This window comes from Methanolobus sediminis (assembly GCF_031312595.1).
Classification (GTDB): Archaea; Halobacteriota; Methanosarcinia; order Methanosarcinales; family Methanosarcinaceae; genus Methanolobus; species Methanolobus sediminis.
In genome coordinates this window covers 2508119-2522616 of the sequence record NZ_CP133592.1, presented here as the reverse complement: position 1 = coordinate 2522616, position 14498 = coordinate 2508119, and the positions used below count along the sequence as shown (strand labels likewise).

Annotated in this window: 15 protein-coding genes; 9 read left to right on the top strand and 6 right to left on the bottom strand. The window is 39.8% G+C overall.

The features are described from left to right. Positions 1-337 precede the first annotated feature (337 nt). The 5 genes from RE474_RS12585 to RE474_RS12565 all read left to right on the top strand — a co-directional run bounded on the left by RE474_RS12585 (position 338) and on the right by RE474_RS12565 (position 4107). A complete protein-coding gene (locus RE474_RS12585; protein WP_309310708.1) occupies positions 338-1519 on the top strand; it encodes an MFS transporter in 1182 nt (393 codons plus the stop codon). Positions 1520-1529: 10 nt separating this feature from the next. Next, entirely contained in the window at positions 1530-2387 is an 858-nt protein-coding gene (locus tag RE474_RS12580; RefSeq protein WP_309310707.1) for a class I SAM-dependent methyltransferase, read from the top strand. Between the two features lie 98 nt (positions 2388-2485). Beyond that, on the top strand, positions 2486-3256 hold the full coding sequence (locus RE474_RS12575; protein WP_309310706.1) for an ATP-binding protein: 771 nt from the start codon (positions 2486-2488) through the stop codon (positions 3254-3256). Between the two features lie 28 nt (positions 3257-3284). Further along, a complete protein-coding gene (locus RE474_RS12570) occupies positions 3285-3671 on the top strand; it encodes a cupin domain-containing protein (protein ID WP_309310705.1) in 387 nt (128 codons plus the stop codon). A gap of 241 nt (positions 3672-3912) precedes the next feature. Further along, positions 3913-4107, top strand: coding sequence for an ATP-binding protein (locus RE474_RS12565; protein ID WP_309312255.1), 195 nt, complete (start codon positions 3913-3915; stop codon positions 4105-4107). A gap of 128 nt (positions 4108-4235) precedes the next feature. On the opposite strand, the gene RE474_RS12560 is transcribed toward RE474_RS12565, so the two are convergent. After that, positions 4236-5576, bottom strand: a complete 1341-nt coding sequence (locus RE474_RS12560) for a tripartite tricarboxylate transporter permease (protein ID WP_309310704.1) — start codon at positions 5574-5576, stop codon at positions 4236-4238. Between the two features lie 157 nt (positions 5577-5733). On the opposite strand from RE474_RS12560, the gene RE474_RS12555 reads away from it, so the two are divergent. Next, entirely contained in the window at positions 5734-6663 is a 930-nt protein-coding gene (locus RE474_RS12555; RefSeq protein WP_309310703.1) for a TIGR00269 family protein, read from the top strand. On the opposite strand, the gene RE474_RS12550 is transcribed toward RE474_RS12555, so the two are convergent. From RE474_RS12550 to RE474_RS12535, 4 genes are all read right to left on the bottom strand, one after another. Next, positions 6648-7550 carry a DUF7847 domain-containing protein gene (locus RE474_RS12550; protein ID WP_309310702.1) on the bottom strand — a complete coding sequence of 301 codons (903 nt, stop codon included), beginning with the start codon at positions 7548-7550 and terminating at the stop codon, positions 6648-6650. The genes RE474_RS12555 and RE474_RS12550 overlap by 16 nt on opposite strands. A gap of 497 nt (positions 7551-8047) precedes the next feature. Next, positions 8048-10063, bottom strand: a complete 2016-nt coding sequence (locus RE474_RS12545; RefSeq protein WP_309310701.1) for a sodium-translocating pyrophosphatase — start codon at positions 10061-10063, stop codon at positions 8048-8050. 224 nt (positions 10064-10287) lie between these two features. Beyond that, positions 10288-10743, bottom strand: coding sequence for a hypothetical protein (locus RE474_RS12540; RefSeq protein WP_309310700.1), 456 nt, complete (start codon positions 10741-10743; stop codon positions 10288-10290). Positions 10744-10830: 87 nt separating this feature from the next. Then, the gene (locus tag RE474_RS12535; protein ID WP_309310699.1) at positions 10831-11283 is read right to left on the bottom strand and encodes a hypothetical protein; all 453 of its coding nucleotides are present in this window, start codon (positions 11281-11283) and stop codon (positions 10831-10833) included. Positions 11284-11680: 397 nt separating this feature from the next. Here RE474_RS12535 and RE474_RS12530 point away from each other — a divergent pair, with 397 nt between their 5' ends. Beyond that, positions 11681-11908 (top strand): hypothetical protein, encoded by a 228-nt coding sequence (locus RE474_RS12530; RefSeq protein ID WP_309310698.1) that lies wholly within the window; start codon positions 11681-11683, stop codon positions 11906-11908. Positions 11909-12401: 493 nt separating this feature from the next. Here RE474_RS12530 and RE474_RS12525 read toward each other — a convergent pair whose 3' ends face one another. Then, positions 12402-12965, bottom strand: coding sequence for a flavodoxin family protein (locus tag RE474_RS12525; RefSeq protein ID WP_309310697.1), 564 nt, complete (start codon positions 12963-12965; stop codon positions 12402-12404). Positions 12966-13115: 150 nt separating this feature from the next. On the opposite strand from RE474_RS12525, the gene RE474_RS12520 reads away from it, so the two are divergent. Both RE474_RS12520 and RE474_RS12515 read left to right on the top strand, forming a co-directional pair. Next, positions 13116-13469 (top strand): winged helix-turn-helix transcriptional regulator, encoded by a 354-nt coding sequence (locus RE474_RS12520; protein WP_309310696.1) that lies wholly within the window; start codon positions 13116-13118, stop codon positions 13467-13469. 208 nt (positions 13470-13677) lie between these two features. Beyond that, positions 13678-14439, top strand: coding sequence for a hypothetical protein (locus RE474_RS12515; RefSeq protein WP_309310695.1), 762 nt, complete (start codon positions 13678-13680; stop codon positions 14437-14439). Positions 14440-14498 lie beyond the last annotated feature (59 nt).

Genomic DNA, 14498 nt, shown 5'->3' with positions numbered 1-14498 from the left:
AAAAAGCGAACTTTTACTAGTAAATAAATTGTAGGATATGAACTCAAAATTACTTGAAAATAGGATATCAGCCAATATTATTAGAATACCTATTTTGATCCAATTCTGTAAGCCTGTATGGAATCCACGAATCATCTCTATTTCCTTCTATCAGATTATTCACTCATGTACTTTGTCCCCAGTTTTATTAATTAATACTACTTGCTTCTAGGACATGCAAGTATTTCAACCAAATTTGAAATGATAACTTATAAATAGCATTTCAACATTATTTGAAACTCTTCAGTGGATTTACCGAAAAACATGGCAATCTGTGATTCAAATATGGTGCTTTAAGATGGATGAAAAAAATAGAATCATTTTAATTTTGGGGATAATGGCGTTTCTTGCAAATGGAGATAATTATGCAGCCGCACCATTATTGATAAACATATCAAAAGATCTGAACTTAACAATAAGTACTGCTGCTTTATCTGTTACAGCTTATATGCTTTCATTTGGGTTATTCACACTGTTGTTTGGTCCTCTCTCTGACAGGTTTGGAAAAGCAAAGATAATTAACATAGCTGCAATTGGAACTGCGATATTCAGCATACTTGGAGGATTTGCTTTTAATCTTCAATCTTTAATTTTTTTCCGGGCAGTTAACGGAGCTTTTGGGGCAGGTATTCTGCCTGTAACGCTGGCACTAGTTGGACAGTCATTTGATAGTGAAAATCGGCATAAAGCTCTTGGAAAAGTAATGGGCCTCATGTTTCTTGGTGGTGCTACTGCAACAGCGATAGGTGGAGCATTAGCGTATCTTGGCTCATGGAGATTAGTATATATCACATATGGAGTCGCAGAACTAATAATGGCATTAATTATGCTAAGAGTTCTTGAAAAAGATCAAGGCATCGTAGACAAATTCAATCTTATCAGTGCTTACAAAACACCTCTAACGAACTTTAGGTTTATGAGGTTGGTACTGTTAATGTTTTTCGTCGGATTCTCAGTTTTTGGAAGTTTTACATATTCAGGAGAACTGCTCCAGTCAGTAACAGGATATAACATATTACAAGTGGGACTGATATTATCACTATTTGGTGTTGGAACTGTGATCGGGGGCAGAATTGCGCCAAAGGTTAAATCAATACTAAATCATGCTTATCTTGTAAGCGCAGGCATCATTGGATTCATATCCTTATTTGCGATATCAGCATATACTAACCTTTGGATCTTAGGTATCGGACTAATTGGTTTTGGAATGGCCTTCATTTTCATGCAGTCAACACTTGTAGCCACAGCTCAGGAAAAATTACACATGATGCGAGGCACTGCTATGTCATTAGCTTCATTTAACATGTTTGTGGGTGGTGCATCAGGAACAATATTTAATGGATACATAATGAGCCATTACAGCATTTCACAAATATTTTACTATGCAGGCTATGTTATATTAATTGCCGGACTAATTTCTTCAGTGTTTATTGCAAGATTTGAAATGAGAAAAAAACAAGGTTACTATGACAATACTTAAAGGTGACTAAATGGAAAGCATAGGAAAAGTTCATAATCATACTTCGGAAGAGAACTTGAAGATGCTGCCTCTATGGAGACAGGCAATAAGTGGTATTGAGATTACAGGATCAGAAGACGGATTTTTCACAGATAAACACTCGCATTATATAGTAATACATGACCCGCTGAAAATAAAGTTTCCTCAAAGCAAAGAAGAACTAAACAAAAGGTTCTGTGCAGGCATGGGAGCTTCTGTTGTAAGTTACATCCGAAAAGAAGGAAACATGCATTATATAAGGGGTCTGATGGCTGAAAATGGTGCTAGCATCTATAGCATTTTACCATACACATATTTTGACAAAATCGAAGAAGCACAGTTCCCGCAAGGTTATATGGAACCAAGGAAAATGAAGTCCTTCAGTGATGTCCTTCCACTACTAAATGGAAATAACATACTTGACGTTGGCTGTGGCCTGGGAACCCTTGCAATAATGATGGCCGAAGCAAAGCCAGATGCCATAATATATGGAATAGACGTGCTTGATAGTGCCATAGAACAATGCAAATTCGATGCAAAATTTGAAGGTGTAACCAATACAAAATTTGTTGTAGGCAGCACGTATGAGTTACCTTTTGAAGAAGGATACTTTGATACAGTAGCTTGCTTCTTTATGCTGCATCATCTTGATGACATACCAAGAGCATTGATAGATATCAAAAGGGTTCTAAAGCCATCGGGCGAAGTAATTGCAGTGGAACCCATTGATCACTACCATGATGTACAAAGATACCCTGATGACTGGAAAGCACTCTTTTTGGATGCAGGTTACAAAGTAGATGTCTGGGAGAAAGACAATATATCATACATCCGTGCAGGTCTGAAGTAATTTAAAGATTTATTTGAATTACCGTTTTTTGGGCAAAACTATATTCTCTTAGTTACCATACCGGAAAATATAATTCACATAAATTCTCAGTTCAAAGCATGGTAAAAATTGCAGTCACGGGAAAAGGCGGAGTTGGCAAGACTACACTATCCGGCACTCTGGCAAGAATGCTGGCAAGAGATGGTTATGATGTGCTTGCCATTGATGCAGATGCTGATATGAATTTGGCTTCATCTCTGGGAATAGAAAAGGCTCCCCAGCCGCTTACCGATTACAAGGACCTCATTGAAGAAAGGGCCGGTGAAAAAGGCGGCATGTTCAATTACAACCCGAAAGTTGATGATGTTGTTAATAAATTTGGTGTTGTCGGACCAGATAATGTCAAAATGCTTGTAATGGGAACTGTGGAAAGAGGAGGAAGCGGCTGTATGTGTCCTGCTTCAGCATTCCTGAAAGCTTTCCTGAGACATGTGGTGCTCAAGGACAGCAGCGCAGTGATACTTGATATGGAAGCAGGTATCGAGCATCTAGGAAGAGGAACCACACGCGGAATCGATCTTATGATCGTTGTTGTTGAACCGGGTATGCGTTCCATTGAGACCGCACAGAGGATCAAGGAACTTTCCGAAGGTATTGAGATAAAACACCTTGCTGCAGTTATCAATAAGGGAACATCAGCTAACATCAAACCTAAACTGGAAGAGCTGGGAATACCGGTACTCGGTCAGATACCATACGACCCGGACCTTGTGGAAGCTGATTTCAACGGGCTTTCACCAATAGATGTTGGTGGTAAATGGGTGGATTCTGTCACTGAGATAAAGGACAGGATGCTTGAAATGATAGCCGGGTTCGAGAAAGATAATTAGATCTTATTGAATTTAACCAACCGATAGCATGAAGATAAAGACTTCCTGCAGGGATGTTGAAGCCTACATAACCAAAGATGGATCGTCCATTAAAGAACTGATGCATCCTCTGGTTCATGGCAACTCTGCACAGAGTATTGCTGAAGCTACTGTTCCTGCAGGAGCTTCTACTCTTTTACACCGGCACAACGTTACTGAGGAAATATATCACATTTTATCAGGCTGTGGTCTGATGACACTTGGGGATGAATCGATTTTTGTTGAAGAGGGAGATTCTGTTTGCATTCATCCGGGAACCTTCCATAATATTAAAAATATCGGAGAAAAAGAACTTAGATTACTATGTTGTTGTTCTCCTGCTTATTCACATGAAGATACTGAGATACTTGGGAATAAGCTAATTAATAGCTTATAGTTACCAATACGATCTATGAAAGGTATGAGACCTAAACACTCTCCCACTGCAGGTATTATGCCCCCATCTTTTATTTTAGGCTCGAAGCAAAACTGCCAGAAATGGAAGAATTAACCAATGCTATCAAATTCACTCCTATGGAAGGGAAGATAACGATCTCGGCACATCCGGCTGGAAGTATGGCATAATTTGCTGTAACAGATACAGGCATAGGGATCTCTGAAGAAAACAAAACAAAGTTATTTCTGCCTTCACACAACTGGATTCCGGCATAAACCGATCATATGGAGGAACGGGGCTTGGTTTGGCACTTGTTAAGAGATTCGTGGAAATGCATAGCGGGAAAACATGGGCCGAGAGTGAATTGGGAAAAGGTTCTGCTTTCATATTTGAGATCCCTTTAAAGACCAATTCGAATTGCTCCTACCAACAATAATTAGCAAAAGCAAGAGATAATGTCTCATTAAGGGGAATAGTTATGATGATATTCACACCTCGATTTTTAATTTGTTCATATGGAATGAGGCAGACCAGAACATCCAGAATACTGATCTGCGGACTTGTTCAAATGAAATAAATGATCACAGGCAACAATATCACACCCATGCAATGGCTCTTTTTAACCCCAAGGAAAGGTGCAAGCATTCCTATTGGAATTGATATGATAAAGATGAGTATACCGAACATCCCTGTAGATAACAATACCATGACTGCAAGGAAGAAGATGATACTGTAGCAAAGCCTGGAATAGTTAATACGTTCCAGCACGTGGTGAATGTTATCGCCAAGATATATTGTGGAGAGATATGAGAGCAATGATGTCAATAGTATGACACACAAAAATAAAATGACAATTGGAGTCTCAAGAGAGATAGCACCCATCAGCTCATCTATGGCTACCATTGCACCGCTCCTTGTCTTTCCTATGAATGCAAGCGCCATCAATCCGAATATCGCGTTACTTGTGTTGACACCTGAGATCGAGACGATGAACTCTTTTGAGGAACTCAGTAAAGCCCTGTCATCCCGGAATACATTCTTTGAACTTGACCCCTCTTTTACAAAAAGTCTTGCAAAAACAGTTGCTATGGAAGAGGAAACTCCCGGTAACCATGCTACAATGGACCCGAATATACTTCCGGTTACAATTCCCCGGAGAATTCTGTTCCTTTCCAGGTCCGGTCTTGAATCATACTGCATGGGAATTACCGGGTCAGAGAACAGGCTTATGATGAGCTGGGATGCACCAAAGAGACCACTTAAAAGTGGAAGTAGTATTGAACCCTCTGCCCAGCTTATTATTGGAGATGAGAAAGATTCCATCCTGAATGCAAAAATACCTAACAAGCCACTCATTCCAAAGAGCAGGAACGCAAAGGCCCTGTTTCTCCATACGTTTATCCTTCCTTCACCGCGGAGGTACTCACCTTTCTCTGTCATGACCATTACAAGGACAACAAAGATGAGAATATATGCCATGTTATTCTGAATTACCTGATAACCTTTCACGAAGAGGAATGAAAGAGGGATTACCGTGAGAAGGGAAAGCACTACGGAACCGGCACTTCCAAGGGCTGAGAGACGGATGGCCTGTGCACCCTGACCTTCAAGCAGCAGGGTGTGACCGGGAAGTACTGCCAGAGCGGTATCCTCGCCGGGTGCCCCGAGAAAAATTGATGGGATTATGTCGTGAAATGTATGTGAGATGGAATTTGCCAGTATCATTGATGCAATGCAGACTACTGGCAGACCGTTCTCTGAAAGGCAGGGAGAGAATGCAAGAAGTATGAGTGCAAAGTTGTTGGTGTGAATTCCCGGGACCAGACCGGAGATAACCCCCAGTAGATAACCGGCGACCACAGATATCAGAAATATCCATATGGGAACATCTGTCAGAACACTCATTATCGTTTTCCTTTACGTTTTGCATGAAAATATTTGATTAGTACTTAATTCTTGCTTTTTAGTTTTAAAATAAATATCGTGCAATAAAGGTCCATCTGACACTCTCAAATTCTGGTCAATAATAAGTTTATATAATAAGATTCCATGTCCATAACTAATGGATTCAAAAACGATAAAATGTGACAAATGCAACAATAATGCAATCATTTTTCAGAAATATTCAGGCATGCACCTTTGCAGGAAGCATTTCATAGAGGATGTTGAACGCAAGATTAAGCTGACAATCCGGAAGCATTACAGCATCAGAAAAAATGAAGTGATAGCTGTTGGTCTGAGTGGTGGCAAGGACAGCAGCACAACTCTATATATACTCCATAAATTGTTCGGTCAGAGGCCTGATATTGAAATCGTAGGGATTTCCATTGATGAAGGAATTGAAGGCTATCGTATGGATACTATTGAATCCGCGCGTGAACTTACCTCAAAACTTGGAATCAGGCATATTGTCCGCTCATTCAAAGACGAATATGACACCACCATGGATGAGATAGCACCCCAGCAGAGAGAAAAAGGTGCTTGCAGCTATTGTGGTGTCCTCAGGAAATCACTTCTCAACAAAATTGCCCTGGATATAGGAGCTACAAAACTTGCTATCGGACACAACCTTGACGATGAGGCACAGACCATCCTGCTGAATCATCTGAAAGGCGACGTTTCCCGTATGGTAAGACTGGCTCCTCCAAAAGAGCTTGAAGGACTTGTGCTCAGGATGAAACCTCTGAGACATATTCCTGAGAAAGAGGTCGCACTTTACGCGTATCTCCAAGATCTACCCCTTGGTTTTGGTGGATGTCCTTATGCTCATGAAGCCATGAGAAGAGAAATAAGAGCAATGCTGAATGAATTTGAAGTGAGACATCCCGGTACAAAATACGCTCTGTTAAGCGGTTTTGATAAAGTATCAGGGATTCTTGGAAGAGAATACCCTCAGGAAGGACTTCAGAGTTGCAATATATGCGGCCAGGCATGTACCGAGAAGATATGCCAGGCTTGTAAACTGCTCAAACGTGATCAATCCAGCAAGTAATCCTCAAAGGAATACAATTTCCTTTCTGTTCTGTCAAGGTAGAAACGTGTGAGCCATACAGCTACCAGAGGTTGTATTACTATGGTGCTCAATAGAAGATCGATAAGTGACCATAGCTGAGCTATTATATCAACGTAAGATGTAATTTGTCCTATGAATTCCAGTACAAAGAGGATTCCCATGATGAATAACCAAATCCCTATGGATGCCAGTTTATTGGACAGGACAAGTGATACTCCGGTTTCAATTGCAGTTATAGGGTCGAGTTCGTCTACCACAAGCACATAATTTACAAGGAAGAGAAGAAAACTGATAAAAAGTATGTAAAATCCCCACACAATGACACCTAAGACCAGCAGTGATGCGCTGGCAACAGCCATATCTGGATTTGACAGAAGAATATTGATATCATCTATGGAAAGAATACCGGGAACCAAGAATATCATGCCGGCTAATATCAATAAGAGAATCAGCACATTGACAAAGAACAGGTTCAGATAATTTCTTTTTCCGGTTGTGAACATGGTACCTATCTTAGTATGACCTTTTTCCAGAGCCTCTTTGGCCATGCCTATAGCTCCGGCCGTAATGAAAGAATCAATGACCATGTAAATCAAAAACATGAAAACGGAGAAAACTGCTATATATAACATATTTTCATAGAATACAGAATGCAGCAGATCAAGCAGCTCATTCTGTGCCATGTTCGCAGGATCTATTGTGTCTGACATTTCCGGAGCAATGAACATAATAGTGAACAAAAATACTGCAAACATAAAAAACATAATAGATGCAACTATCTTCAATATAAAAGGCAGGCATAGGTTAAGGTTGCCGGTCCATGTTCCAAATCCCTTACGAACAAGTGTTCCAATGTCCTCTACCATATCAATATTACTCCGAAGATACTGACACTACGTTACTCTATTATTTATTTGCATCCCATATTTATCAAGAAAAACAGAAGAGATATATTGATGTCAAATTTACAAGAAAATTACTCATGAGCAAAAGTGCAAAGTCAGAACAAAAGATATAAATATCATCATGTCTTTTCTAGATTGTTCTTGCGCGGGTGGCTCTTTTCATACACTAAACCCACTCCCACACTTAAACCCCACTCCCCAAATATATTAAACCCAACCACCCGTGCAAACACAAATTTCTATTTTGTATGACTGTTTCTGTATATACTCTCAATAACAAATTGAGATTGAACTCTGTATTTTTGGTAAAATTGGCTTGATTTCAGTATTATTTTAAGACTTACATAAAGAAAGCCTGTAACATAGCGAAAACTGGCAGAATAGAATGCAACAGAAACAGATTAAGTAAAAAGAAAAGAGTTTCCGGCAAAAGCCGGAATGATTTTTGTTTATTTTGTTTAGAAGAGACCCTTTCCGATGAACAGTGCTGAGAACAGGATTGCTACCATGTTCACTACCTTGATCAGAGCGTTAAGAGCAGGTCCGGATGTGTCCTTGAATGGGTCACCGACAGTGTCACCGACTACAGCTGCCTTGTGAGCCTCTGAGCCTTTTCCACCGTACTTTCCGTCTTCAATGAGCTTCTTAGCATTGTCCCATGCTCCACCACCATTGTCCATTGTGAGGGCGAGTAACAGACCACAGACAATGATACCGATAAGAAGACCACCAAGAGCTGCAGGACCAAGTACAAGACCAACAATCACTGGTGTGAAGATAGCGAGTGCACCAGGTATGGCCATTTCCTTAATTGCTGCTGCTGTGACGATATCGACACATTTACCATATTCAGGCTTTGCAGTTCCTTCCATGATTCCTGGGATTTCACGGAACTGGCGACGAACCTCGTTTACGATCTTGAATGCTGCCTTTCCTACAGCCTGCATTGTTACAGCACTGAAAACGAATGGAAGCAGTCCACCAATGAAAAGACCTACAAGAACAACTGGCTTGGTAAGACTGAGGTCAGCACCTGTAAGATTGACCTTACCTGTGTAATCTGCGAAAAGTGCCAGTGCACCAAGTGCAGCTGATCCAATTGCATATCCCTTTGTGACTGCCTTTGTGGTGTTACCTACTGCATCAAGTGCATCGGTGATCTTACGTACATTGGATGGCATGCCAGCCATTTCTGCGATACCACCAGCGTTGTCAGTGATAGGACCATATGAGTCAAGAGCTACGATCATACCGGTTGTGGAGAGCATTGCTGCTGCTGCGACTGCAATACCATAAAGACCGATTGCAGGGCTTGCTGCTCCACCTACGATGAAGAATGAAGACAGGATACCTACAATGATGATGATTACAGGAAGTGCTGTACTTTCAAAACCAATTGCAAGACCGGAAATTACGTTTGTACCAGCACCGGTTTCGGATGCTGCTGCAATTGTCTTTACCGGACGGAATGAAGTTGAAGTGTAATATTCTGTGAAAACCACCATGAGAACCATGATAATTACACCCACGATGGATGCATAATAGAATTTCATGTCTCCCATGAGGGAAGTTGTAACGAAATAGAAAGCGACAAGACAGAGAACTGCAGAAACTGCTACTCCTTTATAGAGTGCTTTCATGATCTTTCCATCGCTGCCGACCTTCACGAAGAAAACGGAAATGATAGAAGCGAAGATTGCCACTGCACCAAGGATGAGTGGGAAAAGAATTGCGTTTGCGTATGAATCAAGGATAAGTGATCCAAGAAGCATTGATGCAAGAACTGTTACTACGTATGTCTCAAAGAGGTCAGCACCCATACCGGCACAGTCACCTACATTGTCACCTACGTTGTCAGCAATTACACCTGCGTTACGTGGGTCATCTTCAGGAATTCCTGCTTCAACCTTACCTACAAGATCTGCTCCTACATCGGCTGCCTTTGTGAAAATTCCACCGCCAACCCTTGCGAAGAGACTGATAAGACTTGCACCGAATCCGAAACCGACTACAAGGTCAACATCACCGTAAAGGATGTAGAAACCACTTGTACCGAGAAGTGCGAGACCGACCACAGCAAGACCTGTGACAGCTCCACCACGGAATGCAACGGACATTGCCTTCTGAAGGCCCTTTGATGCTGCACTTGCGGTTCTGACGTTTGCCCTTACGGACACGTTCATACCTACATAACCTGCTGCTGCAGAGCTTATTGCACCAACAAGGAATCCGGCAGCGATCTTAGCTCCTTCATCAAGGAGAGCAAAGATGAGTACTGCAAGAATGATAGCAACAACTGCTATTGTTTTATATTGACGATTCAAATATGCCATCGCACCCTCCTGGACGGCACCTGCTATTTCCTGCATTTTCTCTGAACCTGCATCCTCACTAAGGACACTTTTTGCAAAGAAACCAGCAAATAACAAACTAACGAGACCAGCAAGAGGGGCAAGATAAATTAATGATTCCATATTAAAACTCCTCTCAAAGTTTAATTTTATTCTGATTTTAAATGTAAGTTAACTTATGATTTTTATTATCAATACAATTATAATAATTATAAAGCAACAGGTCACTTACACTATGACTTGCTACATAAATGTAACCACGAAGCGTATAATACTGATGTATCATATATAAAGGTAGGCCGAAATTGTGCACACATAATATGAATATGTCGATAAGAAATGCGAAGTTACATCCCTCCGCCTATCTGCATCAGCTCAAAATCAATATCTTCGGGAACATCTACCCTGAAAACAAAAACATTATACCTTGATCTTCTTGCAGCAGAGATAGCTGTTTTCTCTTCATGGCTCAAATTGCCATCAGTACTGGCAATGCACAGGGATTTCTTTGAATCCTTCACCAGAAAATCAAAATGATGCCCATAGGCATTCAGAAACTCCACAAGCTCGCTCAATTCTTCCCAGTTTTCGCACATATGAATGCTTTTTGTAGCGGAATTGCTGACATACCAGTCCCTGCTCATATAAGGATATGCAGCATACTGATCCCGAAGGTCATCATATGCCTTGTGTATCTTTAAAACATCAATGTTCAGATCAATCCATTTCCAACCCTGTTCAGAAAAATAGCGTGACGCTACAATTGATACTATCCTATCCTTATCTTTTTGATCAAGTTTCATTTTAACACCTGTTGCCTATAATGAGGCTAATGGCATTTAATCTTATATCACTAACGTATCCTTGTGTTTCCATTTTTCTGCATTAGCTCATTCAGGTGGATAATTAAAACAATGGATAGTTTCTGTGGATGTCATCTTTATGCATCGGATAGTTTGCTCAATATCTATAAGATCTTCCTTTGAAGAATTTTCGGAGTTGATAATAATGCTGCCTTCTATTGATACAACTGAACCTGCAGGAACATACCTGTTTATATCACTGACCAATGACTGTTGAGTTGAAAGTATTCTCGGATCAGGGGAAAGCACAGGTTCGATGGTGTTAACATAAATGTCTTCACCTCCACTATTGTAAAACGTCAGGTTGTAGTTGTACACTTCAGTAAAACTATCGTTACCTGAGTGCCCGGACATAAGACCATCTACAAAGATCAGACCTTCCACAGGAACAGGACCACAGGAAAGAGAACTTACACTAAGTCCTATCAGGACTCCCAGAAAAAGAAGTAATGAACCATGCAGAAACCTTTTATCTATCATCTTTCACCCTGGAATTTACTCACCAAAGAGTTTATTTGCTTTTAGTAATATGAATTTTTCAATCCTAAAAAGGAACTCATCGGTTATAATGCTAATTTAAGTAGCAATGGGAGCATGTGTTCTCAAAATGTGAAAAACTGGTTGGTATGGTACAATTATGAGAGGATGGTGGTAATTTTCACTCCCTTTGCCACTTTACCTATATAGCACACATACTATGTAAAATATGATAGATTTGGCATAAAAAATATACGATTGACAATACTAATGTATGGCGATGAGATATATGGGATGAAAACACAAGAGATATAAACGTGGACATAAATATTATGAATTGTAAATATATTAATTTATTTGCTGCAAGAAAGTTATATAATGCATAATCAGGAGGAAAAAAATGGACTGTAGAACATGTAGCTATAAAAAAAATATTCCCCTATTTTCTAAGTGTGCAGGTGTCCAAGGAAGAACCAGGGTTGGAACTGCATATTACTGTAGTCATCCGGATATGCAAAACCCGGTACCTCTAATAGCTTCTGGAAATGTTCTTGAAGGCTGTCCGGTAGACAACAATCGCCTTGAAGTTAAAAAAGAACTGGAAGAATCAGGGATTATAGAATCCTGATTTTCAATAACCACAGAAACATAATTACATTACTCACTTTTTTACATCACATGAAGTAATTGATATTTTGAAAATTACTTGCAATAGTTGTAATCTGGTCTACCCGAACCTTCTAAAGATTCAGATTATCACAAATTCAAATGTTTTATATTCAGCTGCTCTTAAAAAATAAGTATTAGCCATACTTTGAAAAATTACAACCATAAATCAATAGCAATCGAGCAAATAATACTCAAAAAGAGTATCATACGATGCATAAATCATATATTATACTACAACCTTGTAGAAATAAATATAACTACTGATGAAAACGAAAGTGAAAATGAGAACTTCATTGAAGAAGAGCAGTTTGCCTCCGTTGAAGGCATCCCGGTGTATGCGGAGTTTTTGCAATAAATGATATGGATTAAAAACTGCAAAACAGATTTAGTCTGTGAACTTTATCAGAAAAGAAGGGACATGCAAAATGCATGTCTCATAATCAAAAAAACAATTAAGCAAAGAGATTGGTGCCGGCTGTCCTGGCCTGTTCCATAAGCTCTGTGTTCTCTTTTGCCTCTCCGGGTGCATGGTGACCAACATCTACAAAGGTACCTTTGACTTCCATCCCAAACATCTGAAGTACCTGTGTAAATTCATCAAAGACTCCCTTAAATGCATCAGGTTCGGGGTTGCCCTGTGCACCAACTATGATAGCTTTCTTTCCACCAGCAATGCGTGGTGTGAAATCTGGATTGACAAGTGCCCAGCAACGGTCGATTACCTGACGCATCTGACTTGTGAACTGGAAGAAATAGATAGGGGATCCGAACACGAAACCATCTGCACTTTTAAGAGCATCGTAAACTTTAGACATGTCATCTTTTAATTTGCATCCATCGACTTCCCTGCAGTATGTGCATCCCTGACAGCCTTTTATGTTCATATCATTTATGTAGAATTTCTCTACATCTGCCCCTGCTTCTGCAGCTCCGTCAAGGACCTGCTGGACGAGTACATCAGTGTTACCGTTCTTTCTTGGACTTCCTACAAAACCTACTACTTTCATTCTGACCATTTCCTTTAAGCTTAAATTGTAAAGTAATGTAAAATATTCAAAACATAAATGGTCTTGCACTATATTTATACAATATACACTCTTTTTTGATAGCAGCTAACAAAAAGTATAGTAACAATAATATTCAGAATAAATAGGAGGAGGAGGCATATGAAAAACATAGAAACTACTGAATACAGCTGCCCTGTAGAAGCAACCCTGGGTGTTATCGGAGGAAAGTGGAAACCGCTTATACTCTGGCATCTAAAAGAAGATGTGCTTCGTTACAACACACTTCAGCAGATGTTGCCTGGCATATCTCCCCGTATGTTGACAAAACAACTCAGGGAACTGGAAGATGATGGGATCGTTAACAGGAAAATGTATCCTGAAATACCGCCAAGAGTTGAATATTCACTCACTGATTTTGGAAAAACCATCATTCCTGTACTGGAAGCACTGGCACAATGGGGACTAACATATATGGACATAAGACAGGACAGAAAATGTGAAATGAAGAGATAGATCAAATATATACCACAAATTATTAAATACATTAAATATAATAATATAATGGTATAGTGAATTTTAGTTCTGAGGTGTGGCTTCTTTCTCTGAGTCCTCCTAGCTGTCTTCACCCGTCTAAAGCGGTACCACACCTCAGGAGAATTCAAATTAAATTTTACTGGAAAATATTTTATTACTTAAAGCATTCTTCTTTTGGGTTATCAATATGAAGATAAAAATGCTATTTACATGTATTTTTCTTACAATATCACTTGCTCTGATATCGGGATGTGTGGAGGATACAGGCAAGAATGAAACAACTGAAACAACTGTTGTAGTTGTAAATGAAACTGAGTTCTCACAGATCATGGAGGAAGCAAATACGGCCTACGTAAAGGCACTTGTATCAACCAGCCAGAAGAACGTTAATGCTTCAGAATCCTCAATTGCTGAACTGGTAAACAAATTAAGCTACGTATCAGATACATACGGGGAAAATCCTCCTGAGATGTATGCCAATGATGTGAACTGGCAAACAGAGATCAAAAGAGCAGTATTGATTGCAGAGCATTCACAGGAAATGCTTGAAGAAGGGGATATAGAAGCTGCACATACGGGGCTTGAGCCAATGAGGGACCTTTTCTTCAGTCTCCATGAAAGAAACAACATTTTGCACATGGGAGATTATCTGACCATATTCCATATGACCATGGAAGAAGCAATTGATGCAGCAAATATCAATGATACAGAAACAGTTACCTCATACATTCCAACACTTAAAACTGAATGGCAGAATGTGAAAGATGCTAAAAAACCATCACTTGCAGATAGCAATTATAACCAGTCACTGGCAACAGTAGATGCTGCAATAGGGGTACTTGAGCAGTCTGCAGCAAACGGGAATAATACGCAGATTCAGGAAGACGCTGAAAGTCTCAGACTCGCATTCTCAAAGGTATTTGCAAAATATGGTGTCGTAATATCCTGAAAAAAGTAAAATGATTAAATGAACAAAAAGTGCAGACTTTTCTGCACTTTGCTTTTTCA

What these genes read in the sequence shown, in the direction of transcription:
- RE474_RS12540 (WP_309310700.1), bottom strand. Translation starts at nt 10,743, where the DNA reads ATGAAACTTGATCAAAAAGATAAGGATAGGATAGTATCAATTGTAGCG.
- RE474_RS12575 (WP_309310706.1), top strand. Translation starts at nt 2,486, where the DNA reads ATGGTAAAAATTGCAGTCACGGGAAAAGGCGGAGTTGGCAAGACTACA.
- RE474_RS12555 (WP_309310703.1), top strand. Translation starts at nt 5,734, where the DNA reads ATGGATTCAAAAACGATAAAATGTGACAAATGCAACAATAATGCAATC.
- RE474_RS12545 (WP_309310701.1), bottom strand. Translation starts at nt 10,063, where the DNA reads ATGGAATCATTAATTTATCTTGCCCCTCTTGCTGGTCTCGTTAGTTTG.
- RE474_RS12535 (WP_309310699.1), bottom strand. Translation starts at nt 11,283, where the DNA reads ATGATAGATAAAAGGTTTCTGCATGGTTCATTACTTCTTTTTCTGGGA.
- RE474_RS12550 (WP_309310702.1), bottom strand. Translation starts at nt 7,550, where the DNA reads ATGGTAGAGGACATTGGAACACTTGTTCGTAAGGGATTTGGAACATGG.
- RE474_RS12585 (WP_309310708.1), top strand. Translation starts at nt 338, where the DNA reads ATGGATGAAAAAAATAGAATCATTTTAATTTTGGGGATAATGGCGTTT.
- RE474_RS12580 (WP_309310707.1), top strand. Translation starts at nt 1,530, where the DNA reads ATGGAAAGCATAGGAAAAGTTCATAATCATACTTCGGAAGAGAACTTG.
- RE474_RS12560 (WP_309310704.1), bottom strand. Translation starts at nt 5,576, where the DNA reads ATGAGTGTTCTGACAGATGTTCCCATATGGATATTTCTGATATCTGTG.
- RE474_RS12570 (WP_309310705.1), top strand. Translation starts at nt 3,285, where the DNA reads ATGAAGATAAAGACTTCCTGCAGGGATGTTGAAGCCTACATAACCAAA.
- RE474_RS12520 (WP_309310696.1), top strand. Translation starts at nt 13,116, where the DNA reads ATGAAAAACATAGAAACTACTGAATACAGCTGCCCTGTAGAAGCAACC.
- RE474_RS12515 (WP_309310695.1), top strand. Translation starts at nt 13,678, where the DNA reads ATGAAGATAAAAATGCTATTTACATGTATTTTTCTTACAATATCACTT.
- RE474_RS12530 (WP_309310698.1), top strand. Translation starts at nt 11,681, where the DNA reads ATGGACTGTAGAACATGTAGCTATAAAAAAAATATTCCCCTATTTTCT.
- RE474_RS12525 (WP_309310697.1), bottom strand. Translation starts at nt 12,965, where the DNA reads ATGGTCAGAATGAAAGTAGTAGGTTTTGTAGGAAGTCCAAGAAAGAAC.